The sequence below is a fragment of the Methylobacillus rhizosphaerae genome (genome assembly GCF_900187985.1).
GTDB classification, from domain to species: domain Bacteria; phylum Pseudomonadota; class Gammaproteobacteria; order Burkholderiales; family Methylophilaceae; genus Methylobacillus; species Methylobacillus rhizosphaerae.
Genome location: NZ_FZOA01000012.1, coordinates 1 through 24,685, shown reverse-complemented (window position 1 = coordinate 24,685; position 24,685 = coordinate 1). Strand labels below are relative to the sequence as shown.

Sequence of the window (24,685 nt, the reverse complement as noted above, 5' to 3'; positions counted from 1 at the left end):
TTGCGTATTGTACATAGACAATGAAAAACTGTGATTTCATCATACCATTGTCACCAGAAAAAATGAGTGGAGAAGTGATGCGTGCGTATTTAGTATTAATATTGTTTGCAATGTTGGCTGCATGTAGCACGCCTGCCGTCAAGGAGCCTGTACCTGTCATTCCACCTTTGCCCGAAGGGACCATTGCCGAGCCTGAGGTAGAGAAGAATCCGTATACACAGCATTTTGTTGCGCGTGACCTGCACGGTATCAAGCTGCAGGAAGCAACAGGGCAGCCAAGGATTTATCAGGGCCGGTTGGAGATGGACGATTATCAACGCATGCTCAGTGATGGCTATGAGATGGTCGGTTATGCGAGTTTTGAGTCGGGTGAGGTGCCGCATTCCTATGCGCTGGCACAAGCCAACCGGGTGAATGCCGCAGCGGTCATTGTCTATACCAAGCCTCTGGTTGAGCTGGCTTCGACAGTGAGAAGCAGGCAAACCCAGCAGCAATCCGAGCGTAAAAATGTCATGATCGGCAATGAGAAGGCCTACAGCCATTTTGCAAGCTATTGGGCTAAACTGATACCGCAGGCATTGGGAGTGCACGTCATGCAACGCAGGGATGGAGATGTCGAGCCAGGGCTGATTGTCTTGGCTGTTGTGACAGGCTCTCCTGCTGCCGAAGCCGGTGTGGCGATTGGAGATAGGTTACTGACACTGGGAGGTGAAGCGCTATCATCCGGACAGGTGCTGCAAGCAGCCAGCCAGCGATATGCCGGGCAGGATGTGGAACTTGTCTTCAAGCGTGCGCAGGCGCAGCAACGTGTACGCGTGACTCCAGGAAGTAATGGGTAGGCAAGTTTTGCATGCAATAGGTAAAATACAGGTCAAAAAACTAAAAAAAACAGAAACCGGCATAATGATGGAAAATACTCTTCGTAATTACGCGCAGCATCCGCTTGATGCTGCCCAACTGATGACTGATCTGGTGGCGCATATTCGCCCCCGTCAGCTTAATGATATCAATCATGCCTCACACACTGTCCAGGCGTTGTGCCATATATTGAACAGTGACCGCAGCAAGGCGGATTTACTGCGTGATGCCATTGTGAGCTTACTGATTGGGCGCAAGCCGATTTCCTTGTATGTGGATTCTGGTATCCAGCCTAATAGCGGATTTTTTACTGAGTTAACCCGCCGTATCGGACATAAAGTGTTGCCGGATGCCATTAATCCGGCTTATCTCAAGGACTTGTTCGCCCAGATATTTCCCCAGGAGGGAGATGAGCGCTGGGTGGCTGCTGTGCCTGATGAAGTATGGCTGCAGCTGGTAGCGGCCTTGCATTTTCATGAGCTGTCTACAGACAAAGTGGCTGAATGCCAGAAAAGTCTACTGGATGCCGCCCAGATATTGTCTTATCGTCTGGCTGCATCAGGTCTTGAGCCGGAGTTGGTGAGGAATCACCCTGAAATCGAGCATCATGATTCTCCCTTTATCACCCAGAATGTAGAGTTGCAGGCATTGTTGCTGGTACCACAAGACGAGCAGCATGATATCGGCCATATTCTGGTGATGCTTGACCAGTGCAGGCAAGTGATTCAGCGGATACGACGTAATAGCTCACAGACTGGCACCAGTGTACGCCTCACGTTTTTACTGCAAAGAATGAGTCAGCAGATCCAGCGCCTGGAAGGCCTGCTTGGTATTCTCAGTGCTGTACGTAATCAGGCGGATGCCGGGATTGCCATCGTGCAGTTGTTCAAGACATTAGTCTCTACCGAGCGGCACAAGAATGCTGTACGCCAGCATTGCCGTGAAAATGTCGAGCTGATGGCATTGCGTGTGACCGAGAATGCCAGCCGTACCGGTGAGCATTACATCACGGAAACGCGCAGCGAGTATTTCAGTCTGATGCGGTCAGCCATGGGGGCTGGGGTGATTATTGCCTTTATGGCCATGATCAAGATTATGACTGCAGCGCACCATCATGCACCTTTGACGGAAGCCATTCTGTTTAGTCTCAATTATGGCCTGGGCTTTGTACTGATCCATATTCTGCATTTCACTGTGGCAACCAAACAGCCTGCAATGACGGCAGCCGCGATTGCGGCGAGTATCGATGCCAGTGACCGTAAGAACAAGAATCTGGATAAACTGGTGACTATCATTGCGCAAACCTTCCGCAGCCAGACTATCGCCATCCTGGGCAACGTTGTACTGGTAGTGCCGGTTGCGATGCTGGTGGGTTGGCTGATATTCAGTTTCACAGGGGAGCATTTCGTGACGCCGGAAAAAGCTCATGCGATGCTGGATTCGAATGATCCCTTCCATAGCGGGACTATATTTTATGCTGCGATTGCAGGGGTGTGCCTGTTTCTGTCGGGCCTGATCGCAGGTTACCACGATAATCTGGCCGTTTATAACAAGATTCCACAAAGGCTGCGTGCTCTGCGTTGGCTGGAATGGTTGCTGGGTTCGGCGCGACTGGATCGTGTCGCACGTTATGTTGAAAATAACCTGGGTGCCTTGGCGGGTAACTTTTATTTTGGCTGTCTGCTTGGTGGGATGTCGGGTCTGGGAGTGCTGTTGGGCTTGCCGATTGATATCCGTCATATCACTTTCGTATCGGCCTTCGCCGGCTACTCGTTCGTGGCACTGGATTTCATGATCTCATGGCAGATGCTGGTTATCGCAGCCTTGGGAATATTGCTGGCCGGTACGGCTAACCTGATTGTGAGTTTCAGTCTGGCGCTTTATGTGGCCATGAAGTCACGCAAGGTGACTTTCGCTCAATGGCGATTGTTATTGATGACATTGGGCAAGCGCTTTATCCAGAACCCAGGCATGTTCCTGCTACCACCCAAGCGTGAAAAAATGGCTGTGGATGTTGAGCAGGATACGGAAGCTGTGCCAGTAGCAGAAAAGCCGGAGCAGCACTGAGTGCTGATACCCTATCAGTCCAGCGATTGATAGGGTTTGTGCTGGCTGTTCTTGCGGGCAATGGCTTCATCCGGTAACGGCACCAGAGAATCGACTTTCAGGTGCAGCGCTGATTTTGCCAGCAGATGGGCGCTGATGGGGGCGGTAATGAACAGGAAGAAGGTGATCAGTATCTCGTGGATGCTGAATCCATCTCCCTGAGTGCTGAAGAAAATGGATGAAGCGATCAGCAGGCAGCCTACACCCAGAGTGGTTCCCTTGGTCGGGCCATGTAGCCGGGTATAGAAGTCACGTAGCCGGGCAAGACCGAGTGAGCCAATAAAGGTGAACAAGGCACCTGTGATGATCAATACCGACAGCAGGATTTCAAGAGCGATATTCATTCGATGATATCTCCTCGCAGCAGATATTTACACATGGCGATGGTGCCGACAAATCCCATAAGCGCAATAAGCAGGGCTGCTTCGAAATACACCATGCTGTTGATGTGAATGCCGAACAGCACCAGCAGTGCAATGGTGTTGATGTACAAGGTATCGAGTGCCAGGATGCGGTCCGGCGTGCTTGGGCCTTTGAGCAGGCGCCAAGCATTGAGCGCCAAGGCTGCAGAAACCAATATAAAGGCAATATGAATGGCAATTTCCATCATTCTTCAAAAATCTCCTTCAGAGGCTGTTCATAGCGTGTCTTGATGGTGTGGATGAAAACATCTACATCTTCCACATCCATAGCGTGCATGAGGATACTTTTACGATCCGGTGCCAATAATGCAGACAATGAGCCAGGAGTCAGGCAGGAAGTGTTGGCAAGAATGCTCATGGCAAAATCGGAATTCAGGTCGATAGGCACCACAATGAAGGCCGGACGCAGCTTTTCGGGTTTGCCGAGAATGCGCAAGGCGACAATGAAGTTGGCTTCAATAATGTCATACAGCAGGATATAGCTGAATTTCAGTAAGGTCAGAGGTTTATGAACCTTGAGTTTTGTCGGCCAGAATTGCAGGGCAAAGAATGGAATTGCCCAGCCCAGGAGCAGGCCGAGAGTAATCTGGCCAGGGGCAATGCTATTGTTGAGCAGGAGCCAGATGATCGCCAGGATGATAGTCAGCAGGGGATGGGGCAATAAACGCTGCATTATTGGACTCCTTTGCCGAGTACAGCATGGATGTAGGTTGGCGTATCCAGCAACTGCTTGGCAGTATCCTGGCCATACTGGCTGATTGGGCCTGACCAGGCCGTGATGAGCAGGCATAAGCCCAGTAGCGAGAAGATCGGCAGCAACTCCCTGACACGCAAAGGTTCAGGTGGGCCTTGTTTCACATAGGTGTTGGTGGACTTGTCCACAGCATGCGCCTCATAGAAGAACAGGCTGCCAGTGCGTGCCATGGCAATGATGGTCAGTAGCCCGCTTGCCAGGATGATGGTCATGATATAAGGCAATGCCGGGTGTTCAAGCGCTGCGCGCAATACCATGAACTTGCCGATAAATCCTGAGAGCGGGGGTAGGCTGGATACCAGGATGGCAAGCACAAAAAACGTCATGCCCAGCAGGCGCTGGCGCGTAATGACAAATCCTTCCTCCAGTTTGTCTTCCATCTGATCCCGGCGCTTGACGATCAGGTCTGCCAATAGAAACAGTGCCGCTGCGGCAAAGGTGGTGTGGGGAAGATAATAAAGTCCTGCAGCAATGCCTGCTTCGGAATTGAGGCTGAAGCTGGTGAGCAGAGTGCCTGCCGAGATCACAACCAGATATGCGACCTGCTGCCTTAGCCGCTTGCTGCCGAGTAGCCCGAAACTGCCGATAATGATGGTCAATAGTGCCATTGGCAGTAACCAGTCATCGAGCAGATTGGCCAGCGGGCCGGCTTCATTGCCAAAGATAAGGGTATAGACGCGCAGGATGCTGTAGATGCCTACCTTGGTCATGATAGTGAACAGGGCCGCTGCTGGTGCGCTGGTTTGTGAATACGCAGAGGGCAGCCACAGGTACAGTGGCAGCAAGGCAGCCTTGAGGGCGAATACGGTAAATAACAACAATGCGGCAGTCTTGACCAGGCTGATGTTGTCAGGAGTGATGTGGGCTACCTTGACTGCCAGGTCGGCCATATTGAGCGTGCCCAGTACGCCATAGAGGATGCCTGCGGCAAACAGGAACAGGGAAGAACCCACGACATTGATGACGACAAAATGCAGGCCGGAGCGGATGCGTTTGCGGCCACCGCCATGCAGCATCAGGCTGTATGACGCCAGCAGCAGCACTTCAAAAAACACGAACAGGTTGAACAGGTCTGCTGTCAGGAAGGCTCCATTCAGGCCGAACAGCTGTAACTGGAACAAGATGTGAAACTGGCGACCCTCTCTATCCGTGCCGCGCATGGCGTAAATTAGGGCAAAGACTGACAGCAATGAGGTTGTGAGTATCAGCAGCGCTGCCAGCCGGTCTGCCATGAGCACGATACCAAATGGCGCAGGCCAGTTGCTCAGGGAGTAGACCAGGATATTGCCATTGCTGACGGTACACAGCAGGTAGGCGGCAAAGGCAATCTGGATGAGACTGCTGATGCCGGAGAGTGTGCGCTTGATATAGATGCGCTGCTCGCGCAGCAACAGCAGGAATATGCCGGTAAATAGCGGCAGCAATAGCGGGATGATGGCAAGGTGGCTCACCGGATTTCCTTTCCATCCACGTGATCATTCCCCATTTCGGTACGGGCCTTGAGGGCCAGCACAATGATATAGGCTGTCATGGCAAAGCTGATGACGATGGCAGTGAGTACCAGGGCCTGGGGCAGCGGGTCCGCATAGTTGCTTGCCTGTTCAGTGATGATGGGCGGTTTGCCAATCACCAGGCGACCCATCATGAACAGGAACAGGTTGACGGCATATGACAGCAAGGTCAGGCCCAGGACAACGGGGAAGGTATGGCTGCGCAGGCAGAGATATACGCCTCCTGCCGTGAGTATGCCGATCAGGATGGAGATCAATGCTTCCATGGCATGCCTTTTTTCTGTTTGATAGTGTCACTTGGTATGGGGAGCGTATTGCTGCCACGTTGTGATCGCGATGTTTTTGCATCTTTTCCTGATGCAGGTTTATGGATACGTGGCAGATAGCTGACTTGATGAATCATGCCAAGGTTGATCAGGATCAGGAGCGAAGTGCCTACGACAACCAGGAATACGCCGATATCAAATGCCATGGCAGATGCCAACTCGAACTCACCCAGCACGGGGAGGTGCAGGTGATTGAAAGTCGAGGTCAGGAATGGGTAGCCAAAATACCAGCTGGCAATGCCTGTGCTGGCTGCCACCAATAAGCCATAACCAATCAGCGGGTGCGTATTGGCGGGAAGCTTGCTGCGAGTCCATTCCACGCCGTTGGCCAGATATTGCACGATGAGCGCCGCTGAGGTGATCAGGCCGGCAATGAAGCCGCCACCTGGCTGATTGTGGCCGCGTAGCAGGATAAATACTGCGACCAGCAAGGCGAGCGGCAGCAGGATGCGGCTGAACGTGGCCAGCACTAGTGGATGGGTATCCGGGTTCCAGGGGCGTCCTTCGGCATCCTGTTTGGGGCTCAATAGCTTGAGCTGGTCCAGCATGGCGTAAATACCCAACCCGGCAAGTGCCAGTACCGTGATTTCACCCATGGTGTCAAAACCACGGAAATCTACCAGCAGTACATTGACGACATTGGCGCCACCGCCGCCACTGATACTGTTGGCAATGAAATAATCGGCAATACTGGTGTAATCACGCGTCAGGACGGCATAACTCAGTGCTGCAATACCGATGCCGGCGACCAGTGCAATGGCAACGTCGCGTCCCTGGCGTAGTCTATCCTGCTCATCTGGTGTGGTTTGCGGCAGGAAAAACAATGCCAGTAATAGCAGGACAGCGGTAATGAATTCCACAGCAAGCTGGGTGAGCGCAAGATCGGGTGCGGAGAATTTCACGAACGTCAGGGCCACGCCCAGGCCTACAGCGCTGACCAGGACCAGCGAGGTGAAGCGTTGCTGGTGCATGATGACGGTAGAGACGGCCGCCACCATCATGATGATGGCCACCATGGCACTCATGGGATCGACTGGAAGCATGGGGCGGTCACCTGCAAGCGGGCTGCCACCAGAGAAGAAACCATACGCTCCCAGTGCAATCGAAGTGACGAACAATATCCATAACATGCGCTTCTGGGAAAGGTTGTCAGCATTCATGGTAATGACGCTGGACAGGGCAAACAGCCTGCGCATGAGGCCGTTATAGATCATCTTGGCATCAAGCTTGCCATCAAGATGGGTCTGCAGGGAGAAGAATATCTCTCGCTTTGTGTAAACGATAATACCGCCCAGTAACGCAACTGCGCTCATGAGCAGTTCAGGTGTCAGCCCATGCCAGATGGCAAGATGGAATTCAGGTGCGGCATGTTGCAGGGTACTGTCAGCCACCAGTGTCACCAGGGGCTGGGCGAGTTGAGGGAACAAGCCGATGACGATACAGGCAATGACCAGGATTTCCACAGGAACCTGCATGCCGCGGGAGGGTTCATGCGGGCTCTTGGGCAGGTCTTTGGGTTCCGCGCCAAAAAACACATTGTGTGCAATGCGGAGGGAGTATGCGGCAGAAAAAATAGCGCCTGCTGTCACGATTACGGGCAAGAGCCATGGATGGCTGCTGGCATGACCATGCTGGACGACTTCGGCAAGAAACATTTCTTTTGAAATGAACCCATTCAGGCCAGGAATGCCAGCCATGGCCGCGGCTGCAATGACCATCAGCACTGCGCTGTGCGGCATATAGCGCCGCAGGCCGCGTAGCTGGCGCATATCCCGGGTCCCGGTTTCATGATCGACAATCCCAGCCATCATGAAGAGTGATGCCTTGAACGTGGCGTGGTTGATGATGTGGAAAATACCGGCGACGACAGCTAATGGGCTGCCGATGCCGAACAGCGCCACAATCAGGCCAAGATGACTGATGGTGGAGTAGGCCAGCAAAGCCTTCATGTCATGCTTGGACAGGGCAAAATAGCTACCCATGATGAAGGTGATAATGCCGACACTGGAAACAATCAGGGTCCATTCCTGGGTACCAGATAGGGCAGGAAACAAGCGGGCGAGCAGGAAAATGCCTGCTTTTACCATGGTGGCGGAATGCAGGTAGGCCGACACAGGAGTAGGGGCTGCCATCGCATTTGGTAACCAGAAATGAAACGGGAACTGGGCCGATTTGGTGAAGACACCCAGCAGGATCAGCACCAGCATGTAAGGATAATGGGCATGGGAGCGGATGGTGTCGCCTGCCAGCAGGATATCACTTAGCTCATAACTGCCGGCCATGTTGCCGAGTAACAGGAACCCGCCCAGCATGGCCAGGCCACCACCCCCCGTAATTGTCAGGGCCATGCGTGCCCCACGGCTGGCTTCCTCGCGCTGTTGCCAATAGCTGATCAGGAGGAAAGAGGAGAGACTGGTCAGTTCCCAGAACATCAGGAGCTGGATAATATTTTCCGAAAGTACGACACCCAGCATAGAGCCCATGAACAGCAGCAGGTAGGCATAAAACCGGCCCATACTGTCACGTGGTGATAAATAGTAGCGGGCATAGATCACTACAATGAGCCCGATCAGCAGGATCATCAGGGTGAATAGCAAGGATAGTCCATCCAGGCGGAAAGCCAGGTTGACATCCATCGCTGGCACCCACAGCGCGACCTGCTGGACAACGGAGCTACCTTGCCAGACCTGTTGTGCCGGTGCCCAAAGCAGGCATAAAGCCAAAGTGGCGGAAAGAATGGCGACCCAGGCGGACGAGTACCGTCCCAGCCTGGTGCTGAGTTTTGTAAGAACTGCCCCGAGAAACGGAATAAGTGTTAAATATGCCAGGACCATTATATTTTAAGTGCGATTATTAAGTTTTGCAGTAGTCTTTGGCCTTGCTGGCAAGTCGCATTGTCCTGTGCCTCGGGAAACTACCCGCAAGCAGCATGGCCGCTCGCTGTTACAGATATAGTTTAATCGGTGTTGAGTTCAGTTTCTGTCGTTAAATTTTCAGTAATGCTGCGTAACAGCTTGAATAATTCCCGGCTGCTCTTGGGTGGTTTAGCTGCGTCCTGCTCCCGGCGTGCATTGCGGATCAGGTTGCGGATCTGCTGCACTTCCGTATGAGGGTATTCCTTGATGAATTCCGCCAGCGAAGATTCGTCTGCAATCAGGCGCGTGCGCCATTGCTCCAGGCGGTGGAAGCGGGCATTTTCTTCATGGTGCGTGCCTTCCCAGCGTTGCAGCTGGTCCACAATCGGGGTGGTATCGATATCACGCATCAGGCGGCCAAGATACTGCATCTGCCGACGCAGCGCGCCATTGGAAGTAATGCGTTTTGCTTCATTGACGGCGTCCTGCAGGGCTTCAGGCAGATCCAGCTTGGCAAGCTTATCCTTGGGAAGGCCGACCAGTGTGACGCCGATTGCCTGGACCGCGTCAGCTTCCGCCTTGCGCCTGGTTTTGCTGATGGGCTCGATGTCGAGTTCAGTGTTTTCTGTCTTGTTAGGTTTCATGCTGATGTATGATAACAGTTTTTTGCGAAGAGACTTCTGTGAAAGACTTGACTGAGCGTGGTTCGCGCTTTTCATACACGCTGGATGATCTCAAGGGCTTGAGCGATGAAGTATTGAAGCTGGCCCGGAATGCCGGGGCAAGCTCGGCTGAGGCTGAGGTCAGTCTGGGCATCGGGCAGAATGTATCTGTACGCATGGGTGAAACCGAGACCATAGAGTACAACCGTGACAAGGGAATGTCGGTCACCGTGTATTTCGGTCAGCAGAAAGGGCATGCCAGCACCTCAGACCTGAGCGCCCAGGCCCTTAAGGATACAGTGGCGGCGGCATGCAATATTGCCCGCTATACCGCCCAGGATGAATTTTGCGGCCTGGCTGATCCAGCGCTGCTGGCGCAGGACATTCCCGACCTGGACTTGTACCATCCATGGGATATCAGCGTCGATGATGCCCTTGCGCTGGCGGTTGAATGCGAGCAGGCGGCACGGGATACCGATACCCGGATTACCAATTCCGAAGGGGCTTCAGTGTCCACCTATGAAGGATTGTTTTCCTATGCCAACAGCAATGACTTCAATGCTGGATATCCCAGTTCCCGCCATGGAATCAGTTGCTCCGTGATTGCGGAGGCTGGTGAAAGCATGCAGCGTGATTATTGGTATACCAGCGCGCGCCATGCTGGTGACCTGGCTTCTGCGCGAGAGGTCGGCCTGCGCGCCGGTGAGCGCACGGTGCGACGTCTGAATGCAGGCAAAGTCAAGACTGGGCAAGTGCCTGTACTGTTTGAGGCGCCTTTGGCCAGCGGCTTGCTTTCTCACCTGGTGTCGGCAATTTCAGGAGGCAGCTTGTATCGCAAGTCATCTTTTCTGCTTGATAGCCTGGGCAAGCAAGTCATGTCCTCGCTGGTCAATATCGAGGAATTGGCACATACCCCGCGCGGGCTTGCCAGCTCCCCTTTTGATAATGAAGGGGTGGCAACGCGCAGCCGGACATTGGTCAGGAATGGTGTGTTGGAAGGATACATGCTGGGCAGCTATTCAGCGCGCAAGCTGGGTATGCAGAGTACTGGCAATGCAGGCGGGAATCATAACCTGGTGATCCTGCATGGAGACCTTGATCTGGCTGGCCTGCTCAGGCAGATGGGAACCGGTTTGTTCGTGACTGAGCTATTGGGACATGGTATCAATATGGTGACAGGGGATTATTCCCGTGGGGCCGCAGGCTTCTGGGTGGAAAACGGTGTGATTGCCTATCCGGTCGAGGAAATCACCATTGCCGGTAACCTGGCAGACATGTTCATGAATATCGTGGCTGTCGGAAATGATGTGCTGGTACAGGGCTCCAAACAGACAGGCTCCATCCTGATCGAGCGGATGACAGTTGCCAGTGGTGAATGATTCATCCTGCTGCCGGGTATGAAAAAAGCCACGCATTGCGTGGCTTTTTTCATGTTTACTGGCGATTACTCAATGTCGTCATCGTCATCATCGTCATCGAAATCATCACTGACCTTGCCGGTAATGCTGAGTTCGCGGCGTTGCAGGTATGCTTCACGCATGAAGATGTAAGGATCCAGGGCTGCATCATCAATCAGGTCGCTAGCAGGCAGATACTGGGCGCGCAAATCAATGAACTTGACCAGTCGCAATTGATTGCGGGCACGAGTCTCATCAAGGTATTGGATAGGGTCGAGGTAAACTGAATCTACAGCAAACCCGACGGCGTCACGATAACTGCTTGGACCCACCAGTGGCAATACCAGATAGGCACCGCTACCGACACCCCATTTACCCAGGGTCTGACCAAAGTCAGCGTTATGCTTGGGTATATTGTCCATGGAAGCCACATCAATCAAGCCACCCAGACCGACGGTGGAATTGATTACCAGGCGTCCGGCATTGTCCATGGCCTTGCTGAGTTCAAATTGCAGGATATTGTTGACCAAGGAGGTAAAGGTGCCGAGATTACTGAAGAAATTGTGGACTCCAGTACGAATCGGGCTGGGCAATACTGCTTTGTAGGCGCCCGCAATTGGTTTGATGACTGCTTTATCAGCAGTATCATTGAATTTATAAACCCCACGGTTCATACTTTCCAGAGGGTCCTTATTGGCATGGGTAGCACAGCCTGACATTGTCAGTGCCAGCGCAACACTAAGCGCAATCCCTGAAATTTTAACGCGCATACATCTGTCCTAATGGTTATCGTGTCTCTAAATTGACACAAACGCGCTAACTTTAACCGAGCGGTTTTTATATGTCCATTGAATCTTGACCTTGTGCGGCCTGGGTAGAGCTGCCAGTTGTAAAAAAGAAACACCTTTGATGTGAGCATCATGCGGTGTCTGTTGATTCCGGATATCGGTCCGGCATGATTGAAAGGAAATTCATGGTAACACCGACACTTGCGCAATTCCTTACCGGCCACGGCCAGCAGTTTAATGTGCCGGGCGAAAGTTTATCGCTGATCGCTGATATTGCAGCCACATGCAAAGACATTGCCTATGAAATCAGCCGGGGAGCGTTGCGCGGCAATATGGGCAATGCTGGTAGTGAGAACAGCCAGGGTGAGCAGCAGAAAACCCTGGACCTGATCAGCCACGATATTTTTGCCAATATGGCAGAACAGCAGCCACATGTAGCTGCCATTGCTTCTGAGGAAATGGAGCATGTGCAGGTGTTCAGTGGGAAAAATGCAGCCTACCTGCTGGTATTTGACCCATTGGACGGCTCTTCCAACGTAGACCTGAATTTTTCTGTAGGCAGCATCTTCTCGTTATTGCCAAAGCCGGCAGGGACAATTGTGGCGCAGTCATTTTTTCAACCCGGCACCAGTCAGATTGCCGCCGGATATGCGCTGTATGGCACTTCGACCATGTTTGTTCTGACGCTTGGACATGGGGTATACGGATTTACGCTGGATCCTGATTCCGGGGAGTTTTATTTAACGCATCCGGAGATGCGGATTGCGCCGGATGCCCAGGAATTCGCCATCAATATGTCCAATCAACGGTTCTGGCAGCCTCCGGTACAGCGTTATATTGATGAATGCATTGCCGGGAACAGCGGGCCGCGCGGCAAGGATTTCAATATGCGCTGGGTGGCGGCGATGGTTGCCGAGGTGCATAGGCTGCTGATACGTGGTGGAGTGTTTCTCTATCCACTGGATAAGCGCACAGTGGGGCGTGGCGGGCGCTTGCGCCTGCTGTACGAGGCGAATCCCCTTGGTTGGCTGGTGCAGCAGGCAGGTGGCATGGCGACTACTGGGCATAGGTCCATTCTGGAAGTCGAGCCGACCAGCCTGCACCAGCGCGTGCCGGTCATGCTGGGAGCCAGGAATGAGCTGGAATTATTGGTCAGTTACCACTCTTTCAAGGACCCTTCCGCCTGAGTTTAGATTGCCGGGAGGTATGGCGCCCTGGCGGACTGCAGGGCTGCGCTATGGTGGACTGCCTGCCGTTTTGTAGAGTGCAAGTGCTCGCTCACGTTGCAGTGCATGGTTGACGATGGGAGCGGGGTAGTTCTCGCCAATCACCAGCTTGAGTGCTTGCTGCTGCAGCGGAGGGATAAGCCACGGCGCATGAATTTCCCTGGAGTCACATTGCTTGAGTTCAGGCACGTATTTGCGGATGAACTTTCCCCGGGGATCAAATTTTTCTGATTGCGTCACCGGGTTGAATATGCGGAACCAGGGCTGTGCATCACAGCCAGTGGAAGCGGCCCATTGCCAGCCACCATTGTTGGCTGCCAGGTCGAAATCAATCAGGTGGGTGGCAAAGTAACGCTCACCCCAGCGCCAGTCTACCAGCAGGTCCTTGACCAGAAAGCTTGCAGTAATCATGCGCAGGCGATTATGCATGTAGCCAGTCTGGTTGAGTTGGCGCATGGCGGCATCAACGAGGGGGTAGCCAGTTTTTCCGTTACACCATGCCTGGAAAAGGGCGCGATCATTGGAAAACGGGATCTGCTCGAATTCCGGCTTGAAGCTACGACCATGGGCGATATGGGGGTGGTGGTGCAATATCTGGAAATAGAAATCGCGCCATATCAGTTCCGAAAGCCAGGTTTCTGCGCCAGCACCGCCCTGATAGTAGGCTGCGCTTGCCAACTGGCGGATGGAAACTGTGCCGAAACGTAGATGAACGGAGAGGTAAGAAGGCCCCTTGATCGCTGGAAAGTCACGTGTATCGCGGTAATGTTGCATGCGGTCACGAAAGTCGGTGCATAGTTGCTGTCCGCCGGACATACCGGTCGGAAGCGCTGGCAGGTTGGGGTCGCTGTGTTCAAATCCAAGGCTTTCCAGCGTTGGCATGGGTTCTGGAAGGCTCGTTGCCAATCTTGAGAGATAAGGTCCTACAGGGTATGCCTGAAGGTAAAAGTCATTCAGTGTCCTGAGCCATGCGTTCTTATAGGGAGTAAAAACGCTGAACGGGGTGCCGGATTTGGTCAGGATTTCATCCTGCTCAAAAATTACCTGGTCCTTGAAGCTGTGAAATGTGATGTTGTGGCTTGCTAGTGCCTGCTGCACTGATTTGTCGCGCGCGATACAGGCAGGTTCATAGTCATGATTGCAGTAAACGCTTTCCACTCCCAGGGCGCAAGCAAGTTTGGGGATTTCCTCCACAGCCCGGCCATGGCGAATCAGCAGGTCGCTGCCTTGCTGTTGCAGAGCATGTTTCAGTTCCCGGACGCTTTCCCAGATAAACTCTACCCTTTTGTCCTGGCGGTTGGTTAGGGTGTCGAGGATATCGGTATCGAAAACAAACACGCATGTGGCAGGCGCAGCGTGCTTGAGAGCGTGGTATAGCGCCGCATGATCGTAATCCCGCAAATCACGCCTGAACCAGACCAGCGATTTGGACATTTTATTCGCGATGATAAGGGTGGTTATTGATGACGCTTAACCCACGGTAGAGTTGCTCACTCAGCATTACGCGTACCATGCCATGGGGCATTGTGAGGCGTGAAAGGCTCCAGAGCCAGTCGGCGCGGGATTTAAGACTGTCATGCAGGCCATCGGCACCCCCAATGACCAGGCTGACGTCGCGTCCGCTTTCCATCCACCCGCGCATTTTATCTGCCAGTTGCAGTGTCGTGACTTCCTGTCCGCGCTCATCCAGCGCGATCAGATAGTCGCGTCCGACGGCTTCGAGAATACGCTTGGCTTCCGCTTCCTGCACGACATCCGAGTTTTTCCCGGAAGCGCGTTTGTCGGGCTTGATTTCAATGATATCCACGCTCATTTCGCGTGGCATGCGCTTGGTATATTCAGCGCAAGCTGCCTGCACCCAGTCCGGCATTTTGTGGCCAACGGAAAGGATGCGGAGCTTCAAGACGGGGATCAGCTGCTGGAGGCAGCAGTGGCGCGGCGGTTTTCGGTTTCGCCCCAGAGTTGCTCAAGGTTGTAGTAGGCGCGAGCAGTAGGCACCATGATATGTACCACGATGTCAGTCAGGTCCACCAATACCCATTCACCTTCTTTTTCGCCTTCAATCCCCTGCAGTGGGGCGCCTTTCTCTTTGAGCTTTTCGCGCACATTGTTGGCAATAGCCTTGGTCTGGCGTGTGGAGTTCGCACTTGCCACTATCATATAGCTGGTCAATGAAGTGAGCTTGCGCACATCCATGACCGTAATATCAAAGGCTTTAATATCTTCCAGCGCGTCAATGACGGCCAGCTTCATTTCTTCTAAATCTAGCATTTATGCAGTCTGTACCGGGATGTGCTGGCGTGTGTTGTTGATACGGTTCTGCGCATCGACATACACCAGCTGGGGTTTGAATTCAGCGAGCTCTTCAACTGTATAGCTCGCATAAGTGGCAATGATCAGCAGATCGCCAGGGCTGGCCCTGCGTGCAGCGGCACCGTTGACGGAAATGGTGCCGGAATTGCGTTCGGCACGAATGGCATAAGTGGTGAAGCGTTCACCATTATTGACATTGTATATGTCAATCTGCTCATATTCTTTAATGTTGGCTGCTTCCAGCAATACTTCATCGATGGCACAGGAGCCTTCGTAGTTCAACTCCGAGTGCGTGACGGATACGCGGTGCAGCTTGGATTTGAGCATAGTTCTTTGCATGGCCAGTCAATGTGAAAAAACAAGACCGACTATTATAGTGGAAACAACACGCTGAATAAACGAAAGATTTATCTCAGCCTGAGGGAAATTTACATGAGTAAAGCAGAGCGCAGCTGGATTATTGCCTGGGCTGCATTGCAGGGAATTGGCTTGTGGTTGTTGCATGAGTGGCTGCTCAGCCTGCCGGGCACGGGGCCTTATTTAAGTGTGATCTGGCCACTGTATGCCGGTGTGATCATTCTGCCATCCACCCTGATGCTGCTGTCCAAATATAGGCAGGATAAGTATTTATGGATCATGGTGACAGGGTTTACCCTGTTGATCTCCGCTGCAGCATCCTACACCGGGTACCAGGCCTGGGTTGTGGATTTACCTCTGCACAGGACTGGGCAGGCTGGTTTTCTTTTAGGTGCGATGGCGTTCATCAGCTGGTTTGTCCTGTTGCCTTTTGCGGAGCATCAACTCAGCCAGGGTAATTGGTGCAGCAATTATTCGCTGTTATTTGCCTCCGCGTGGCGTAACTGCGTCAAACTTGCGCTGGCAGCAGTGTTCACAGGTGTGTTCTGGATATTACTGTTCCTGCTGGCTGGCCTGTTCAAAGTGCTCAATGTTGCTTTGTTCATGGATCTATTCACCAGTCGCATATTCGCTTATCCCGTCACGGCGATTGTCTTCGGTATTGGGATTTCCTTGTATGCGGCAAAGGAAGAGGCTTTGGTTGGCATTTATCGCGCGAGCCTGAACATTCTTGGCTGGTTGTTGCCCATGGTGAGTTTTATCCTGATTCTGTTCCTGTTGGCCCTGCCGTTCCAGGGGCTCACCTTGTTATGGAAAACCGGATATGCCACCAGCCTGATCCTTGTTTTGCTGGCCTGCACTATATTTCTGTTTAATGCTGCCTGGCAGGATGCATCGGGTGAGCAACGTTTTCCTCGCTGGCTGCTACGTTTTATCGGTATCGGCCTGTTGGCAATGCCGGTTTATATCGCATTGTGCGCATACTCTCTGGGGCTGCGCGTGAGCCAGTATGGCTGGACAGTGGATCGAGTCTGGGCGGCGCTGGTGGTTGTGTTGGCAGCTATCTACGCGCTGGGCTACGCCTGGGTGGTGCTGAAAAGGCAAGCTGTCTGGATGGCAGGAGTGCGGCAAGTGAATATCCTGGCAGCGTTGAGTGTGGTTGTCCTGTTGCTGTTGACCCTGACCCCTGTGTTGGACCCGGTGCGATTATCCGTGAATAGCCAGGTAGCCCGTTTGATGAGCGGAAAGCTGGCCGCCTATGATTTTGATTTTGAATACTTGCGCCTGAATGGAAAGCGTTATGGCAATGCTGTGTTGCAGCAACTCAGCAAGAATACGATACATCCTGATGCTGTACTGATCCAGCAGAAAGCAGAAGCTGCTTTGACGGTAGAGTACCGTACTTTCACTTCTTCTGAGGGTAAAGAACATCAACTGACGCAAGAGCAGTTGTTTAAACAGTGGAGACCTTATCCGCGGGGTACTGAACTTGATGCTGAGTTCGTGGACTATCTGCTGGACAATCCATCTGTCCGACCTACCTGCAGTGAGGCAGAACCGTGTCCGGTCTTGTCTGTGGACCTGGATGGTGATGGGCGCAATGAGTGGATTATGCTGATGAGTTATATTGGCAAGATATACAGTATTGAGAATGGCCGGTGGTCCCTGGCTGGAAGTTTGTATGGGGATGGTATATACAATCTGATGGAAAATAGATTTCCTGCGCAAGCTGCGATTTTGACCAGGCCTGCTCGCTGGAAGGAGCTCTGGATTGGAGATGTGCGTTTGTATTCTAATGATAATTAAACAAGAGTGGTGTTAGCTAATAGCCTGATATGAGCTTCGTTGGCGCTGATGATTAATTAAATACCTGTAAGGATATTCAAGGGAGATCAGAGATGAAATGGGATGGATTGAGACGTTCGGGTAATGTGGAAGACAGGCGCGGCAGCGGTGGCAAGGGCGGCCTGGGTATAGGTGCCCTGTTGGTGGCGCTGGTGGCGGGATGGATATTTGGTGTCAATCCCCTGACCATCCTGGGGTTGCTCGATAGCGCCAGTACACCTGCCACCCAGCAGGGAAGCGCGCCTGTAGCGGATGATAAACAGGCCATGTTTGTTTCTGCTGTATTGGCCAATACGGAAGATGTCTGGGGTAAGCTGTTCAAACAGGCGGGTCGTACCTACCAGGAACCCAAGCTGGTGCTGTTCGGTGGTCGCGCCAATACGACGCAGACTGGTTGCGGTGTAGGGCAGAGTGCCATGGGGCCGTTCTATTGCTCCCTGGACCGTACTGTGTATATTGATCTGGGATTTTACGATACCTTGGCAAAACAGCTGGGTGCGCCGGGAGAGTTCGCCCGTGCCTATGTGATTGCGCATGAGGTCGGACATCATGTGCAGAACCTGCTTGGCGTGTTGCCCAAGGTGGATCAATTGCGTGCGCGCGCCAGCGAAACGGAAGCCAATAGGCTGTCTGTCTTGCAGGAGTTGCAGGCTGATTGCCTGGCTGGCGTGTGGGCACATCATGCAGATGCCCAGTATCGCATCGTGGAAACGGGAGACATTGAATCTGCCTTGAATGCAGCATCCCAGATAGGGGATGATAACCTGCAGAAACGCGGACAGGGATATGTGGTGCCAGAAAGCTTTACCCATGGCAGCAGTGCCCAGCGCATGCAATGGTTTAATACCGGTTACAAGAGTGGTGCCGTGGATGCATGTGATACTTTTGGCAAGGGATGATGACGCAATGAAAAAAGCCGGCGATTGCCGGCTTTTTGCTGGATGACGATGACTTAGCGTCCATGACCTCTGTCGCCGCCCGGGCCGTGATGGGAATGACCAGGGCCTCTGTCATGCTTTCCATGACCACCGCCGTGTGGGCCGAATCCACAGCAGCCGCCAAGCAGCATGGCAAATACAGCAATCAGTAGAAAACTTTTACGCAAAATCATTTCACACCTCTAATCGGGGTTGTCGAGTGCCTTGATTTTACCGACCCGGAGCCGGGCTGATTGTTAAGTTAGGTAAATCTTGTGCAAAATTTGGTATAGCAAATGCCGCAGGGAAGCGCGCGAATGTCCTGTCCTGCCTGGATGCTGGATAAGTTGAGAGTACTCAGGAAAGCGTGAACTCAATATTGTCGATCAGGCGGGTTTTTCCCTGACGAGCGGCGGCAAGCACTACCAATTCTTTATCTTCCGCGTTGGCTGGCATCAGCGTCAGGGCGGAGCGGATGGAGATGTAATCGACGATCCAGCCCAACTGGGTGAGATATTGGCTGCTTTGTGCTTCAATCGCAGCGTAGTCGTGGTTTCCTTGCTGAACGTTATCCACAATCAATTGTAATGTGCGGTGCAGCCGTTGCGCCTCTTGTTTCTGTGCATTGCTGAGGTAGCCATTGCGTGAGCTCAGGGCCAGGCCGCTGTCTTCCCGCTGGGTATCACCGGCGACGATGTTGATGGGCAGGTTGAACTGGCGTACCAGCTCGCGAATGATGAACAGCTGTTGAAAGTCTTTTTTCCCGAAAATTGCTGTTTGCGGTTGTACGATATTGAACAGCTTCATGACCACAGTCGCCACGCCATCGAAATGTCCGGGCCGGGCAGCGCCACACAGTTCATTGGCAATGGGAGGTGATGTCACGCACATAGTTTGCGCGACCGGGTACATTTCACTGACGGATGGCGCGAAGACAATCTGCGCGCCTGCGGCTGCCAGTTTCTCGCAGTCGGCATCCAGTGTGCGCGGATAATTATCCAGGTCTTCATTGGCGCCGAATTGCAAAGGATTGACGAAGATGCTGGTCACCACACATGGTGCTTGCTGGAGTGCCAGGCGCACTAGGTGGATATGCCCGGCATGCAGGTTGCCCATGGTGGGTACCAAGGCAATATTGCGCTCCTGGGCCAGCCTGGCGCGCAGGCTGGCGATGTCTGTAATGATCTCTAGTGCCATGGGTTATTCAAAACTATGTTCCGGGGCCGGGAAACTCTGGTCCTTGACGGCGGTAACGTAATGCATGATGGCTTGCTCTATGCTGCTGGCATCCTGCATGAAATTGCGTACAAACCGCGGTGATTTTCCGGCATAAATACCCAACATGTCCTGAATGACCAGAACCTGGCCATCGCAATCCTTGCCTGCACCAATGCCGATGACGGGAATCGTGACTGATTGGCTGATAGTTGCCGCCAGCGCGGCAGGCACCATTTCCAGCACCAGCATGCCAGCACCGGCATCTGCCAATGCCTTGGCATCTTGCAGCAATTGCCTGGCAGCGTCTTCATCACGGCCTTGCACCCGGTAGCCACCAAGTTGGTGGACGGACTGTGGTGTCAGTCCCAGGTGACCGCAGACAGGAATGCCGCGCTCTACCAGGAAGCGCACGGTGTCACGCATGATGGTGCCGCCTTCGATCTTGACCATCTGGGCGCCGGCAGCCATAAGCAGGGCAGCATTCTCAAAAGCCTGTTCCGGGGTTTTTTGGTAGCTGCCAAATGGCATATCGGTGATGATGAATGCATTTTGCACGCCGTTGGCGACACATCGGGTGTGATATTCCATATCGCGTAGTGACACAGGCAGGGTGCTGTGATGGCCTTGTATGGTCATGCCCAGGGAATCGCCCACGAGCAGGACTTCAACCCCTGCCTTGTCGCTCAATGCGGCAAAACTGGCATCATAACTGGTAAGCACGGCTATTTTCTCGCCCCGAGCCTTCATCTGCTGCAATGCAAGCAGGTTCATGGTGTTACTCCAGGTTGGGATTGAAAAACTCGCGACGGCTGCGAATCTGCATAATACGATCAAGCAGCATATTCATAGCCGCATCTTTTTCAGTGATGTCGAGTTTCTCATTGTTGACGATGAGCACGGGAGCAGCATCGTACTGATGGAAGAAATTGCTGTAGGCATCTGACAGGCGACCAAGATATTCACGCGAGATTTCCTGCTCATAACTGGCCCCGCGCTGGTTCACGCGTTCATGCAATGTATCGACCGGCGACTGGAGGTAAATGACCAGGTCCGGCGTCGGTACTTGTACATGCAAGTGCTTGTACATCTGGCGGTACAAGGCATATTCCTCATCATTCAGGTTCATCTGCGCGAACAGCGGGTCTTTTTCCAGGAAGAAATCAGCGATCGTGGCGTGATTGAACATGTCGCGCTGGCCAAGATTACGTATCTGCTCCACCCGCTGGAACAGGAAAAACATCTGGGTCGGCAGGGCATAGCGTGCCGTATCCTGGTAGAAGCGTGGCAGGAATGGGTTGGCGCCAGCATTCTCCAGTAGCAGGTTGACCGGGAACATGTCAGCCAGTTTGCGGGCGAGCGTGGTTTTGCCGCTGCCGATCGGTCCTTCGATAACAATATAGTGAAAACGGTCGAAAATACTCATGTGCTTGGAGTTTCCAGTAAGGTGACCCCCTGATCGGCGCACTGCCGGGCCAGGTCTGTCGCAGTGCCATAATCCGCAATCTTGAGGTCTGGTGCGATTTCGGCCAGCGGAAACAGGACAAAGCCGCGCTCATGCATGCGTGGGTGGGGCAAGGTTAATTCGGGAGTGTGCATCATGGTTTCATCATACATGAGCAGGTCCAGGTCCAGCACGCGTGGCGCATTGGGAAAAGGGCGCTCGCGCCCATGCAGATTTTCCAGGTTCAGGATGGCACGTAACAGCACGATTGGCTCCAGGCTGGTTTCCACCTCGGCAACAGCATTGATGAAATCCGGCTGATTGTCATAGCCGACCGGCGCAGTGCGATATAGTGAAGAGTGCTTGATGACACGAGTGCCATCCAGTGTGTCCAGCTCGGCAAAGGCACGCGTGACTTCAGCGGCAGGGTCACGCAAATTGCTGCCCAGGGCAATATAGGCACGTGACATGAGGCTTATTCTCCGGATTCTGGTGCTGTTGCTGCCGCAGGTTTTTTTGTCCGGCGGCGCCTGCGTTTGCGAGGTGTAGTGTCCGGTTGCAGCATGGACTGGCGCTTTTCGCCATCTGCATTGGCAAAATCAGTCCACCATTGGCCCAGCTCCGCAGGTAACTCCCCGGATTCGCAGCGTAATAACAGAAAATCATAAGCCGCACGGTAACGCGGATTTTCCAGCAGACTGTATGGACGCTTGCCAGCCCGATTCTCAAAGCGTGGCTGCAGGCTCCATATCTCGCGCATGGTCGCACTATAGCGCTTATTGATGGCCATCTTCTCAGCCTGGATATCGGATACTTCATCCATGGCCATGTAAAGTGCAGGGATGGCCTTATTGCCTTGCTTCTCGTACTGTTTCCAGGCAAGCAACACCTCATGCCAGAGCAATGTGGCAAACAGGAAGCTAGGCGAAACCGGCTTCTCCGCCAATACGCGGTCATCCGTATTTTTCAGGGCCAGCGTAACGAAGCGTTCTCCCAGTGGTTGTTCCAGCACCACATCCAATAGCGGCAATAACCCATGTTGCAGGCCATGTTGCCGCAAGGCATTGACACTCTCCAGCGCATGGCCAGACAGGAACAGCTTGAGCATCTCGTCAAACAGGCGCGAAGGTGGCACATCATGCAGCAGGTCAGCCAGCTCGGAAATAGGCCGCTCCGTGGCAGGATCGAGTTTCAACCCCAGTTTGGCAGAAAGCCGCACTGCACGCAGCATGCGCACCGGGTCTTCACGATAGCGTGTTTCAGGGTCCCCAATCATGCGCAGAATCCCGGCCTGAATGTCCGATACCCCTTCATGAAAATCCAGCACATCCTCGCTGGCAGGGTCGTAATACAACGCATTAGCGGTGAAATCCCGCCGGACAGCATCCTCTTCCTGGCTGCCAAACACATTGTCGCGCAGGATACGGCCACTATCCGCCACCTTGGCATCACCTTCCTCACTCAAGTGATGACCGCGGAACGTGGAAACCTCGATCGTTTCATCCCCGAACATCACATGCACCAGCCGGAAACGCCGGCCAATAATGCGAGAGCGGCGGAAAATCCGGTTCACCTGCTCCGGCGTGGCATTGGTCGCCACATCGAAATCCTTGGGGCGCTTCTTCAACAATAAATCGCGTACCGCCCCTCCCACGATAAAAGCCTCAAACCCAGCTTTCTGCAGACCCTCAGTAGTCTTGATCGCAGCCTTACTGATCAGCGAGCGGTTAATGCGGTGTGTGGATGCAGGAATCCGCGCAATGATGCTGGAAGCAACTTTCTTGGACGACGCAGACTTTTGGGAAGGCTTAAAAACGCGTTGCAGCAGTTTTTTAATCATTATGTTGGCTGAATGTTTACAAGGCTGGAATTTGCTATGGATTATAGCGTATCGCAGACTTCAGCACAGCTTGCACTATGCATGGGCAAGTGACATAGTCATGTAGCGAGGGAGTCGGGGATATAACTAACTGACTCGAGAAAAAATGAAAGCCCGGCCAGAGGCCGGGCTGGATACGAACAATTAAGTTCTTATTGTAGCAACGGCTCTCACCCCGGATGACTACAACAGAACAAATGATAGGGGACTTCGGCATGCAAAACAAGAAGAATCTGGGGCCTTTGGTATTCGGGCTGGATATTGGTATTGCGTCAGTTGGCTGGGCGGTATTGAACGACCATCGCATTGTTGATCTTGGTGTGCGTTGTTTCGATAAGGCAGAAACAGCCAAGGAAGGAGAGCCGCTCAATCTTGCTCGGCGCACAGCCCGATTGTTGCGTCGGCGGCTAAGGCGACGTGCATGGAGGTTGACCAAGCTGGCACGTCTGCTTAAACGCGAAGGATTGATTGCTGATGTCAATGTTTTAAAGAAACAGCCGGCCCAAGGTTTCAAAACTCCCAATTTGTGGCAATTGCGCGTCGAGGCTCTGGACCGCAGGCTTAATGCCGAAGAATGGGCACGCGTGATTTATCACCTTGTCAAACATCGCGGCTTTCACTGGATGAGTAAGGCGGAAGAAAAGAAAGCCGACGATGACAAGGAAGGTGGCGCAGTCAAGAAAGGGTTGGCGGGAACCCAGAGGCTGATGAAGGAAAAAAACTATCGCACTGCCGCAGAAATGGTGCTTCATGAGTTTCCCGATGCTCAGCGCAATAAGCGTGGGGACTACAGCAAAGCGCTTTCCCGACTGCTCTTGGCTGATGAGTTGACTGCTATGTTTCAACGGCAACGTGAGTTGGGTAATCCATATACGTCTGCAACGCTTGAATCTGCATTGCTTGACCGTAAGATAGGACTATTCTGGGCGCAAAAACCTGCGCTATCTGGTGAAGACTTACTCAAAATGTTGGGTAAATGCACTTTTGAGAAAACTGAATATCGCGCACCCAAAGCTAGTTTCACTGCTGAGCGTCATGTCTGGCTCACGCGATTGAATAATTTGCGGCTAGTAGTGGATGGTAAAACACGACCATTATCAGATGCTGAGCGTCGTTTTGCGTTGCTGCTTCCTTATCAGCAAGCCAGTGATTTTAGTTACAAGCAATTAGGTAACGCGCTGGTGAAAGAAGGTTTTTTACAAAAGGATGGTTTCCGGTTTGCCAGCCTTGCTTATCCTAGCGATAAGCAGCGCGAGGAAGAAAAAGCTAAAAATCCGGAAGATGAAAAACTCATCAAGCTTCCAGGCTGGCAAGAGTTACAGAAAGCATTCAAGGTGGCAAGACTAGAAGATGAATGGCAGAAACTTTCCGTGGCTGCCCTTGATGGACAACCACAACAATTGGATGACATCGCCCGAGTGCTATCTGTTTACAAGGAAGACGAGGAAGTAGAGAGAGAACTCAATTGAATCGCCCCTACTATTCTAGACAGTCTCCAGCCCCTCGAAATAACGCTTTTCATACTCTACTGGCGATAGGCCATTATTGAAACTGTGTCGACGCCTAGGGTTATAAAACATCTCGATGTAATCAAATACATCTTGGCGGGCGGCTTCTCGATGCTCATAAATCTTCCGACGTATCCTTTCCCGCTTCAGCAATTGAAAGAAGCTTTCTGCGACTGCATTGTCGTGGCAATTTCCTCGTCTGCTCATGCTAGGTTTGAGACGGTGCGCTTTTAAAAATGCCTGCCAATCATAGCTGCTGAACTGACTACCTTGATCTGAGTGGACTAGCACCTCCCCATCTG

Annotated in this window: 26 protein-coding genes; 8 read left to right on the top strand and 18 right to left on the bottom strand. The window is 52.9% G+C overall.

The window, feature by feature from the left end; genetic code table 11:
• Nucleotides 1-77 precede the first annotated feature (77 nt).
• Entirely contained in the window at nt 78-839 is a 762-nt protein-coding gene (locus tag CHB59_RS11200; protein WP_179212150.1) for a PDZ domain-containing protein, read from the top strand.
• Nucleotides 840-903: 64 nt separating this feature from the next.
• Complete coding sequence (locus CHB59_RS11195) at nt 904-2,925, top strand: site-specific recombinase (protein ID WP_089376338.1); 2,022 nt, start codon at nt 904-906, stop codon at nt 2,923-2,925.
• A 14-nt stretch (nt 2,926-2,939) separates the two neighbouring features.
• On the opposite strand, the gene CHB59_RS11190 is transcribed toward CHB59_RS11195, so the two are convergent.
• The 7 genes from CHB59_RS11190 to yjgA form a co-directional block, all read right to left on the bottom strand.
• Nucleotides 2,940-3,308, bottom strand: a complete 369-nt coding sequence (locus CHB59_RS11190) for a Na+/H+ antiporter subunit G (protein WP_089376327.1) — start codon at nt 3,306-3,308, stop codon at nt 2,940-2,942.
• A complete protein-coding gene (locus CHB59_RS11185; protein WP_089376326.1) occupies nt 3,305-3,574 on the bottom strand; it encodes a K+/H+ antiporter subunit F in 270 nt (89 codons plus the stop codon). Before CHB59_RS11185 ends, CHB59_RS11190 begins: the two co-directional genes overlap by 4 nt.
• Nucleotides 3,571-4,059, bottom strand: a complete 489-nt coding sequence (locus CHB59_RS11180; protein WP_245835128.1) for a Na+/H+ antiporter subunit E — start codon at nt 4,057-4,059, stop codon at nt 3,571-3,573. The genes CHB59_RS11185 and CHB59_RS11180 overlap by 4 nt, the downstream gene beginning before the upstream one ends.
• Entirely contained in the window at nt 4,059-5,591 is a 1,533-nt protein-coding gene (locus CHB59_RS11175) for a monovalent cation/H+ antiporter subunit D (protein ID WP_089376325.1), read from the bottom strand. Before CHB59_RS11175 ends, CHB59_RS11180 begins: the two co-directional genes overlap by 1 nt.
• Nucleotides 5,588-5,917, bottom strand: a complete 330-nt coding sequence (locus tag CHB59_RS11170) for a Na+/H+ antiporter subunit C (protein ID WP_089376324.1) — start codon at nt 5,915-5,917, stop codon at nt 5,588-5,590. The genes CHB59_RS11175 and CHB59_RS11170 overlap by 4 nt, the downstream gene beginning before the upstream one ends.
• Complete coding sequence (locus CHB59_RS11165) at nt 5,905-8,811, bottom strand: monovalent cation/H+ antiporter subunit A (RefSeq protein ID WP_179212149.1); 2,907 nt, start codon at nt 8,809-8,811, stop codon at nt 5,905-5,907. Before CHB59_RS11165 ends, CHB59_RS11170 begins: the two co-directional genes overlap by 13 nt.
• A 122-nt stretch (nt 8,812-8,933) precedes the next feature.
• On the bottom strand, nt 8,934-9,476 hold the full coding sequence (gene yjgA / locus CHB59_RS11160) for a ribosome biogenesis factor YjgA (RefSeq protein ID WP_089376322.1): 543 nt from the start codon (nt 9,474-9,476) through the stop codon (nt 8,934-8,936).
• A gap of 38 nt (nt 9,477-9,514) precedes the next feature.
• Between yjgA and pmbA the strand changes: the two genes are divergently transcribed.
• Entirely contained in the window at nt 9,515-10,873 is a 1,359-nt protein-coding gene (pmbA, locus tag CHB59_RS11155; protein WP_245835127.1) for a metalloprotease PmbA, read from the top strand.
• A 65-nt stretch (nt 10,874-10,938) separates the two neighbouring features.
• Here pmbA and CHB59_RS11150 read toward each other — a convergent pair whose 3' ends face one another.
• Nucleotides 10,939-11,661 (bottom strand): MlaA family lipoprotein, encoded by a 723-nt coding sequence (locus CHB59_RS11150; protein ID WP_089376320.1) that lies wholly within the window; start codon nt 11,659-11,661, stop codon nt 10,939-10,941.
• 203 nt (nt 11,662-11,864) lie between these two features.
• Between CHB59_RS11150 and CHB59_RS11145 the strand changes: the two genes are divergently transcribed.
• Complete coding sequence (locus CHB59_RS11145; protein WP_089376319.1) at nt 11,865-12,866, top strand: class 1 fructose-bisphosphatase; 1,002 nt, start codon at nt 11,865-11,867, stop codon at nt 12,864-12,866.
• A gap of 48 nt (nt 12,867-12,914) precedes the next feature.
• On the opposite strand, the gene CHB59_RS11140 is transcribed toward CHB59_RS11145, so the two are convergent.
• The 4 genes from CHB59_RS11140 to panD are packed head-to-tail and all read right to left on the bottom strand — an operon-like array spanning nt 12,915 to nt 15,557.
• Nucleotides 12,915-14,339 carry a cryptochrome/photolyase family protein gene (locus CHB59_RS11140; protein WP_089376318.1) on the bottom strand — a complete coding sequence of 475 codons (1,425 nt, stop codon included), beginning with the start codon at nt 14,337-14,339 and terminating at the stop codon, nt 12,915-12,917.
• A gap of 1 nt (nt 14,340) precedes the next feature.
• On the bottom strand, nt 14,341-14,808 hold the full coding sequence (gene rlmH, locus CHB59_RS11135; RefSeq protein ID WP_089376317.1) for a 23S rRNA (pseudouridine(1915)-N(3))-methyltransferase RlmH: 468 nt from the start codon (nt 14,806-14,808) through the stop codon (nt 14,341-14,343).
• A gap of 8 nt (nt 14,809-14,816) precedes the next feature.
• A complete protein-coding gene (gene rsfS / locus CHB59_RS11130; RefSeq protein WP_089376316.1) occupies nt 14,817-15,176 on the bottom strand; it encodes a ribosome silencing factor in 360 nt (119 codons plus the stop codon).
• A complete protein-coding gene (panD, locus tag CHB59_RS11125; protein WP_089376315.1) occupies nt 15,177-15,557 on the bottom strand; it encodes an aspartate 1-decarboxylase in 381 nt (126 codons plus the stop codon).
• 93 nt (nt 15,558-15,650) lie between these two features.
• Here panD and CHB59_RS11120 point away from each other — a divergent pair, with 93 nt between their 5' ends.
• The 3 genes from CHB59_RS11120 to CHB59_RS11895 all read left to right on the top strand — a co-directional run bounded on the left by CHB59_RS11120 (nt 15,651) and on the right by CHB59_RS11895 (nt 18,510).
• On the top strand, nt 15,651-17,381 hold the full coding sequence (locus CHB59_RS11120) for a DUF4153 domain-containing protein (RefSeq protein ID WP_089376314.1): 1,731 nt from the start codon (nt 15,651-15,653) through the stop codon (nt 17,379-17,381).
• 92 nt (nt 17,382-17,473) lie between these two features.
• Entirely contained in the window at nt 17,474-18,319 is an 846-nt protein-coding gene (gene ypfJ, locus CHB59_RS11115) for a KPN_02809 family neutral zinc metallopeptidase (RefSeq protein ID WP_089376313.1), read from the top strand.
• Nucleotides 18,320-18,381: 62 nt separating this feature from the next.
• Nucleotides 18,382-18,510: a hypothetical protein gene (locus CHB59_RS11895; protein ID WP_281252033.1), complete on the top strand. Its 129-nt coding sequence runs from the start codon at nt 18,382-18,384 to the stop codon at nt 18,508-18,510.
• A gap of 184 nt (nt 18,511-18,694) precedes the next feature.
• Here CHB59_RS11895 and panC read toward each other — a convergent pair whose 3' ends face one another.
• From panC to pcnB, 5 genes are read right to left on the bottom strand one after another with little or no spacing between them, the layout of a single operon-like run.
• On the bottom strand, nt 18,695-19,534 hold the full coding sequence (gene panC, locus CHB59_RS11110) for a pantoate--beta-alanine ligase (RefSeq protein ID WP_089376312.1): 840 nt from the start codon (nt 19,532-19,534) through the stop codon (nt 18,695-18,697).
• Between the two features lie 3 nt (nt 19,535-19,537).
• A complete protein-coding gene (gene panB, locus CHB59_RS11105; RefSeq protein ID WP_089376311.1) occupies nt 19,538-20,326 on the bottom strand; it encodes a 3-methyl-2-oxobutanoate hydroxymethyltransferase in 789 nt (262 codons plus the stop codon).
• A 4-nt stretch (nt 20,327-20,330) separates the two neighbouring features.
• Nucleotides 20,331-20,978, bottom strand: a complete 648-nt coding sequence (locus tag CHB59_RS11100; protein ID WP_089376310.1) for a deoxynucleoside kinase — start codon at nt 20,976-20,978, stop codon at nt 20,331-20,333.
• Entirely contained in the window at nt 20,975-21,466 is a 492-nt protein-coding gene (gene folK / locus CHB59_RS11095; RefSeq protein WP_089376309.1) for a 2-amino-4-hydroxy-6-hydroxymethyldihydropteridine diphosphokinase, read from the bottom strand. Before folK ends, CHB59_RS11100 begins: the two co-directional genes overlap by 4 nt.
• A 5-nt stretch (nt 21,467-21,471) precedes the next feature.
• Entirely contained in the window at nt 21,472-22,836 is a 1,365-nt protein-coding gene (gene pcnB / locus CHB59_RS11090) for a polynucleotide adenylyltransferase PcnB (RefSeq protein WP_089376308.1), read from the bottom strand.
• A gap of 218 nt (nt 22,837-23,054) precedes the next feature.
• Here pcnB and cas9 point away from each other — a divergent pair, with 218 nt between their 5' ends.
• Entirely contained in the window at nt 23,055-24,344 is a 1,290-nt protein-coding gene (gene cas9, locus CHB59_RS11085; protein ID WP_218816234.1) for a type II CRISPR RNA-guided endonuclease Cas9, read from the top strand.
• Nucleotides 24,345-24,359: 15 nt separating this feature from the next.
• On the opposite strand, the gene CHB59_RS11080 is transcribed toward cas9, so the two are convergent.
• A partial coding sequence (locus CHB59_RS11080; RefSeq protein WP_143738724.1) for an IS3 family transposase occupies nt 24,360-24,685 on the bottom strand: 326 nt, incomplete at its 5' end.

Coding starts and splice junctions, on each gene's coding strand:
- CHB59_RS11200 (WP_179212150.1), top strand. CDS start 78: ATGCGTGCGTATTTAGTATTAATATTGTTTGCAATGTTGGCTGCATGT.
- CHB59_RS11195 (WP_089376338.1), top strand. CDS start 904: ATGATGGAAAATACTCTTCGTAATTACGCGCAGCATCCGCTTGATGCT.
- CHB59_RS11190 (WP_089376327.1), bottom strand. CDS start 3,308: ATGAATATCGCTCTTGAAATCCTGCTGTCGGTATTGATCATCACAGGT.
- CHB59_RS11185 (WP_089376326.1), bottom strand. CDS start 3,574: ATGATGGAAATTGCCATTCATATTGCCTTTATATTGGTTTCTGCAGCC.
- CHB59_RS11180 (WP_245835128.1), bottom strand. CDS start 4,059: ATGCAGCGTTTATTGCCCCATCCCCTGCTGACTATCATCCTGGCGATC.
- CHB59_RS11170 (WP_089376324.1), bottom strand. CDS start 5,917: ATGGAAGCATTGATCTCCATCCTGATCGGCATACTCACGGCAGGAGGC.
- CHB59_RS11165 (WP_179212149.1), bottom strand. CDS start 8,811: ATGGTCCTGGCATATTTAACACTTATTCCGTTTCTCGGGGCAGTTCTT.
- yjgA (WP_089376322.1), bottom strand. CDS start 9,476: ATGAAACCTAACAAGACAGAAAACACTGAACTCGACATCGAGCCCATC.
- CHB59_RS11150 (WP_089376320.1), bottom strand. CDS start 11,661: ATGCGCGTTAAAATTTCAGGGATTGCGCTTAGTGTTGCGCTGGCACTG.
- CHB59_RS11145 (WP_089376319.1), top strand. CDS start 11,865: ATGGTAACACCGACACTTGCGCAATTCCTTACCGGCCACGGCCAGCAG.
- CHB59_RS11140 (WP_089376318.1), bottom strand. CDS start 14,339: ATGTCCAAATCGCTGGTCTGGTTCAGGCGTGATTTGCGGGATTACGAT.
- rsfS (WP_089376316.1), bottom strand. CDS start 15,176: ATGCTAGATTTAGAAGAAATGAAGCTGGCCGTCATTGACGCGCTGGAA.
- panD (WP_089376315.1), bottom strand. CDS start 15,557: ATGCAAAGAACTATGCTCAAATCCAAGCTGCACCGCGTATCCGTCACG.
- CHB59_RS11120 (WP_089376314.1), top strand. CDS start 15,651: ATGAGTAAAGCAGAGCGCAGCTGGATTATTGCCTGGGCTGCATTGCAG.
- ypfJ (WP_089376313.1), top strand. CDS start 17,474: ATGAAATGGGATGGATTGAGACGTTCGGGTAATGTGGAAGACAGGCGC.
- CHB59_RS11895 (WP_281252033.1), top strand. CDS start 18,382: ATGACCTCTGTCGCCGCCCGGGCCGTGATGGGAATGACCAGGGCCTCT.
- panC (WP_089376312.1), bottom strand. CDS start 19,534: ATGGCACTAGAGATCATTACAGACATCGCCAGCCTGCGCGCCAGGCTG.
- panB (WP_089376311.1), bottom strand. CDS start 20,326: ATGAACCTGCTTGCATTGCAGCAGATGAAGGCTCGGGGCGAGAAAATA.
- CHB59_RS11100 (WP_089376310.1), bottom strand. CDS start 20,978: ATGAGTATTTTCGACCGTTTTCACTATATTGTTATCGAAGGACCGATC.
- folK (WP_089376309.1), bottom strand. CDS start 21,466: ATGTCACGTGCCTATATTGCCCTGGGCAGCAATTTGCGTGACCCTGCC.
- pcnB (WP_089376308.1), bottom strand. CDS start 22,836: ATGATTAAAAAACTGCTGCAACGCGTTTTTAAGCCTTCCCAAAAGTCT.
- cas9 (WP_218816234.1), top strand. CDS start 23,055: ATGACTACAACAGAACAAATGATAGGGGACTTCGGCATGCAAAACAAG.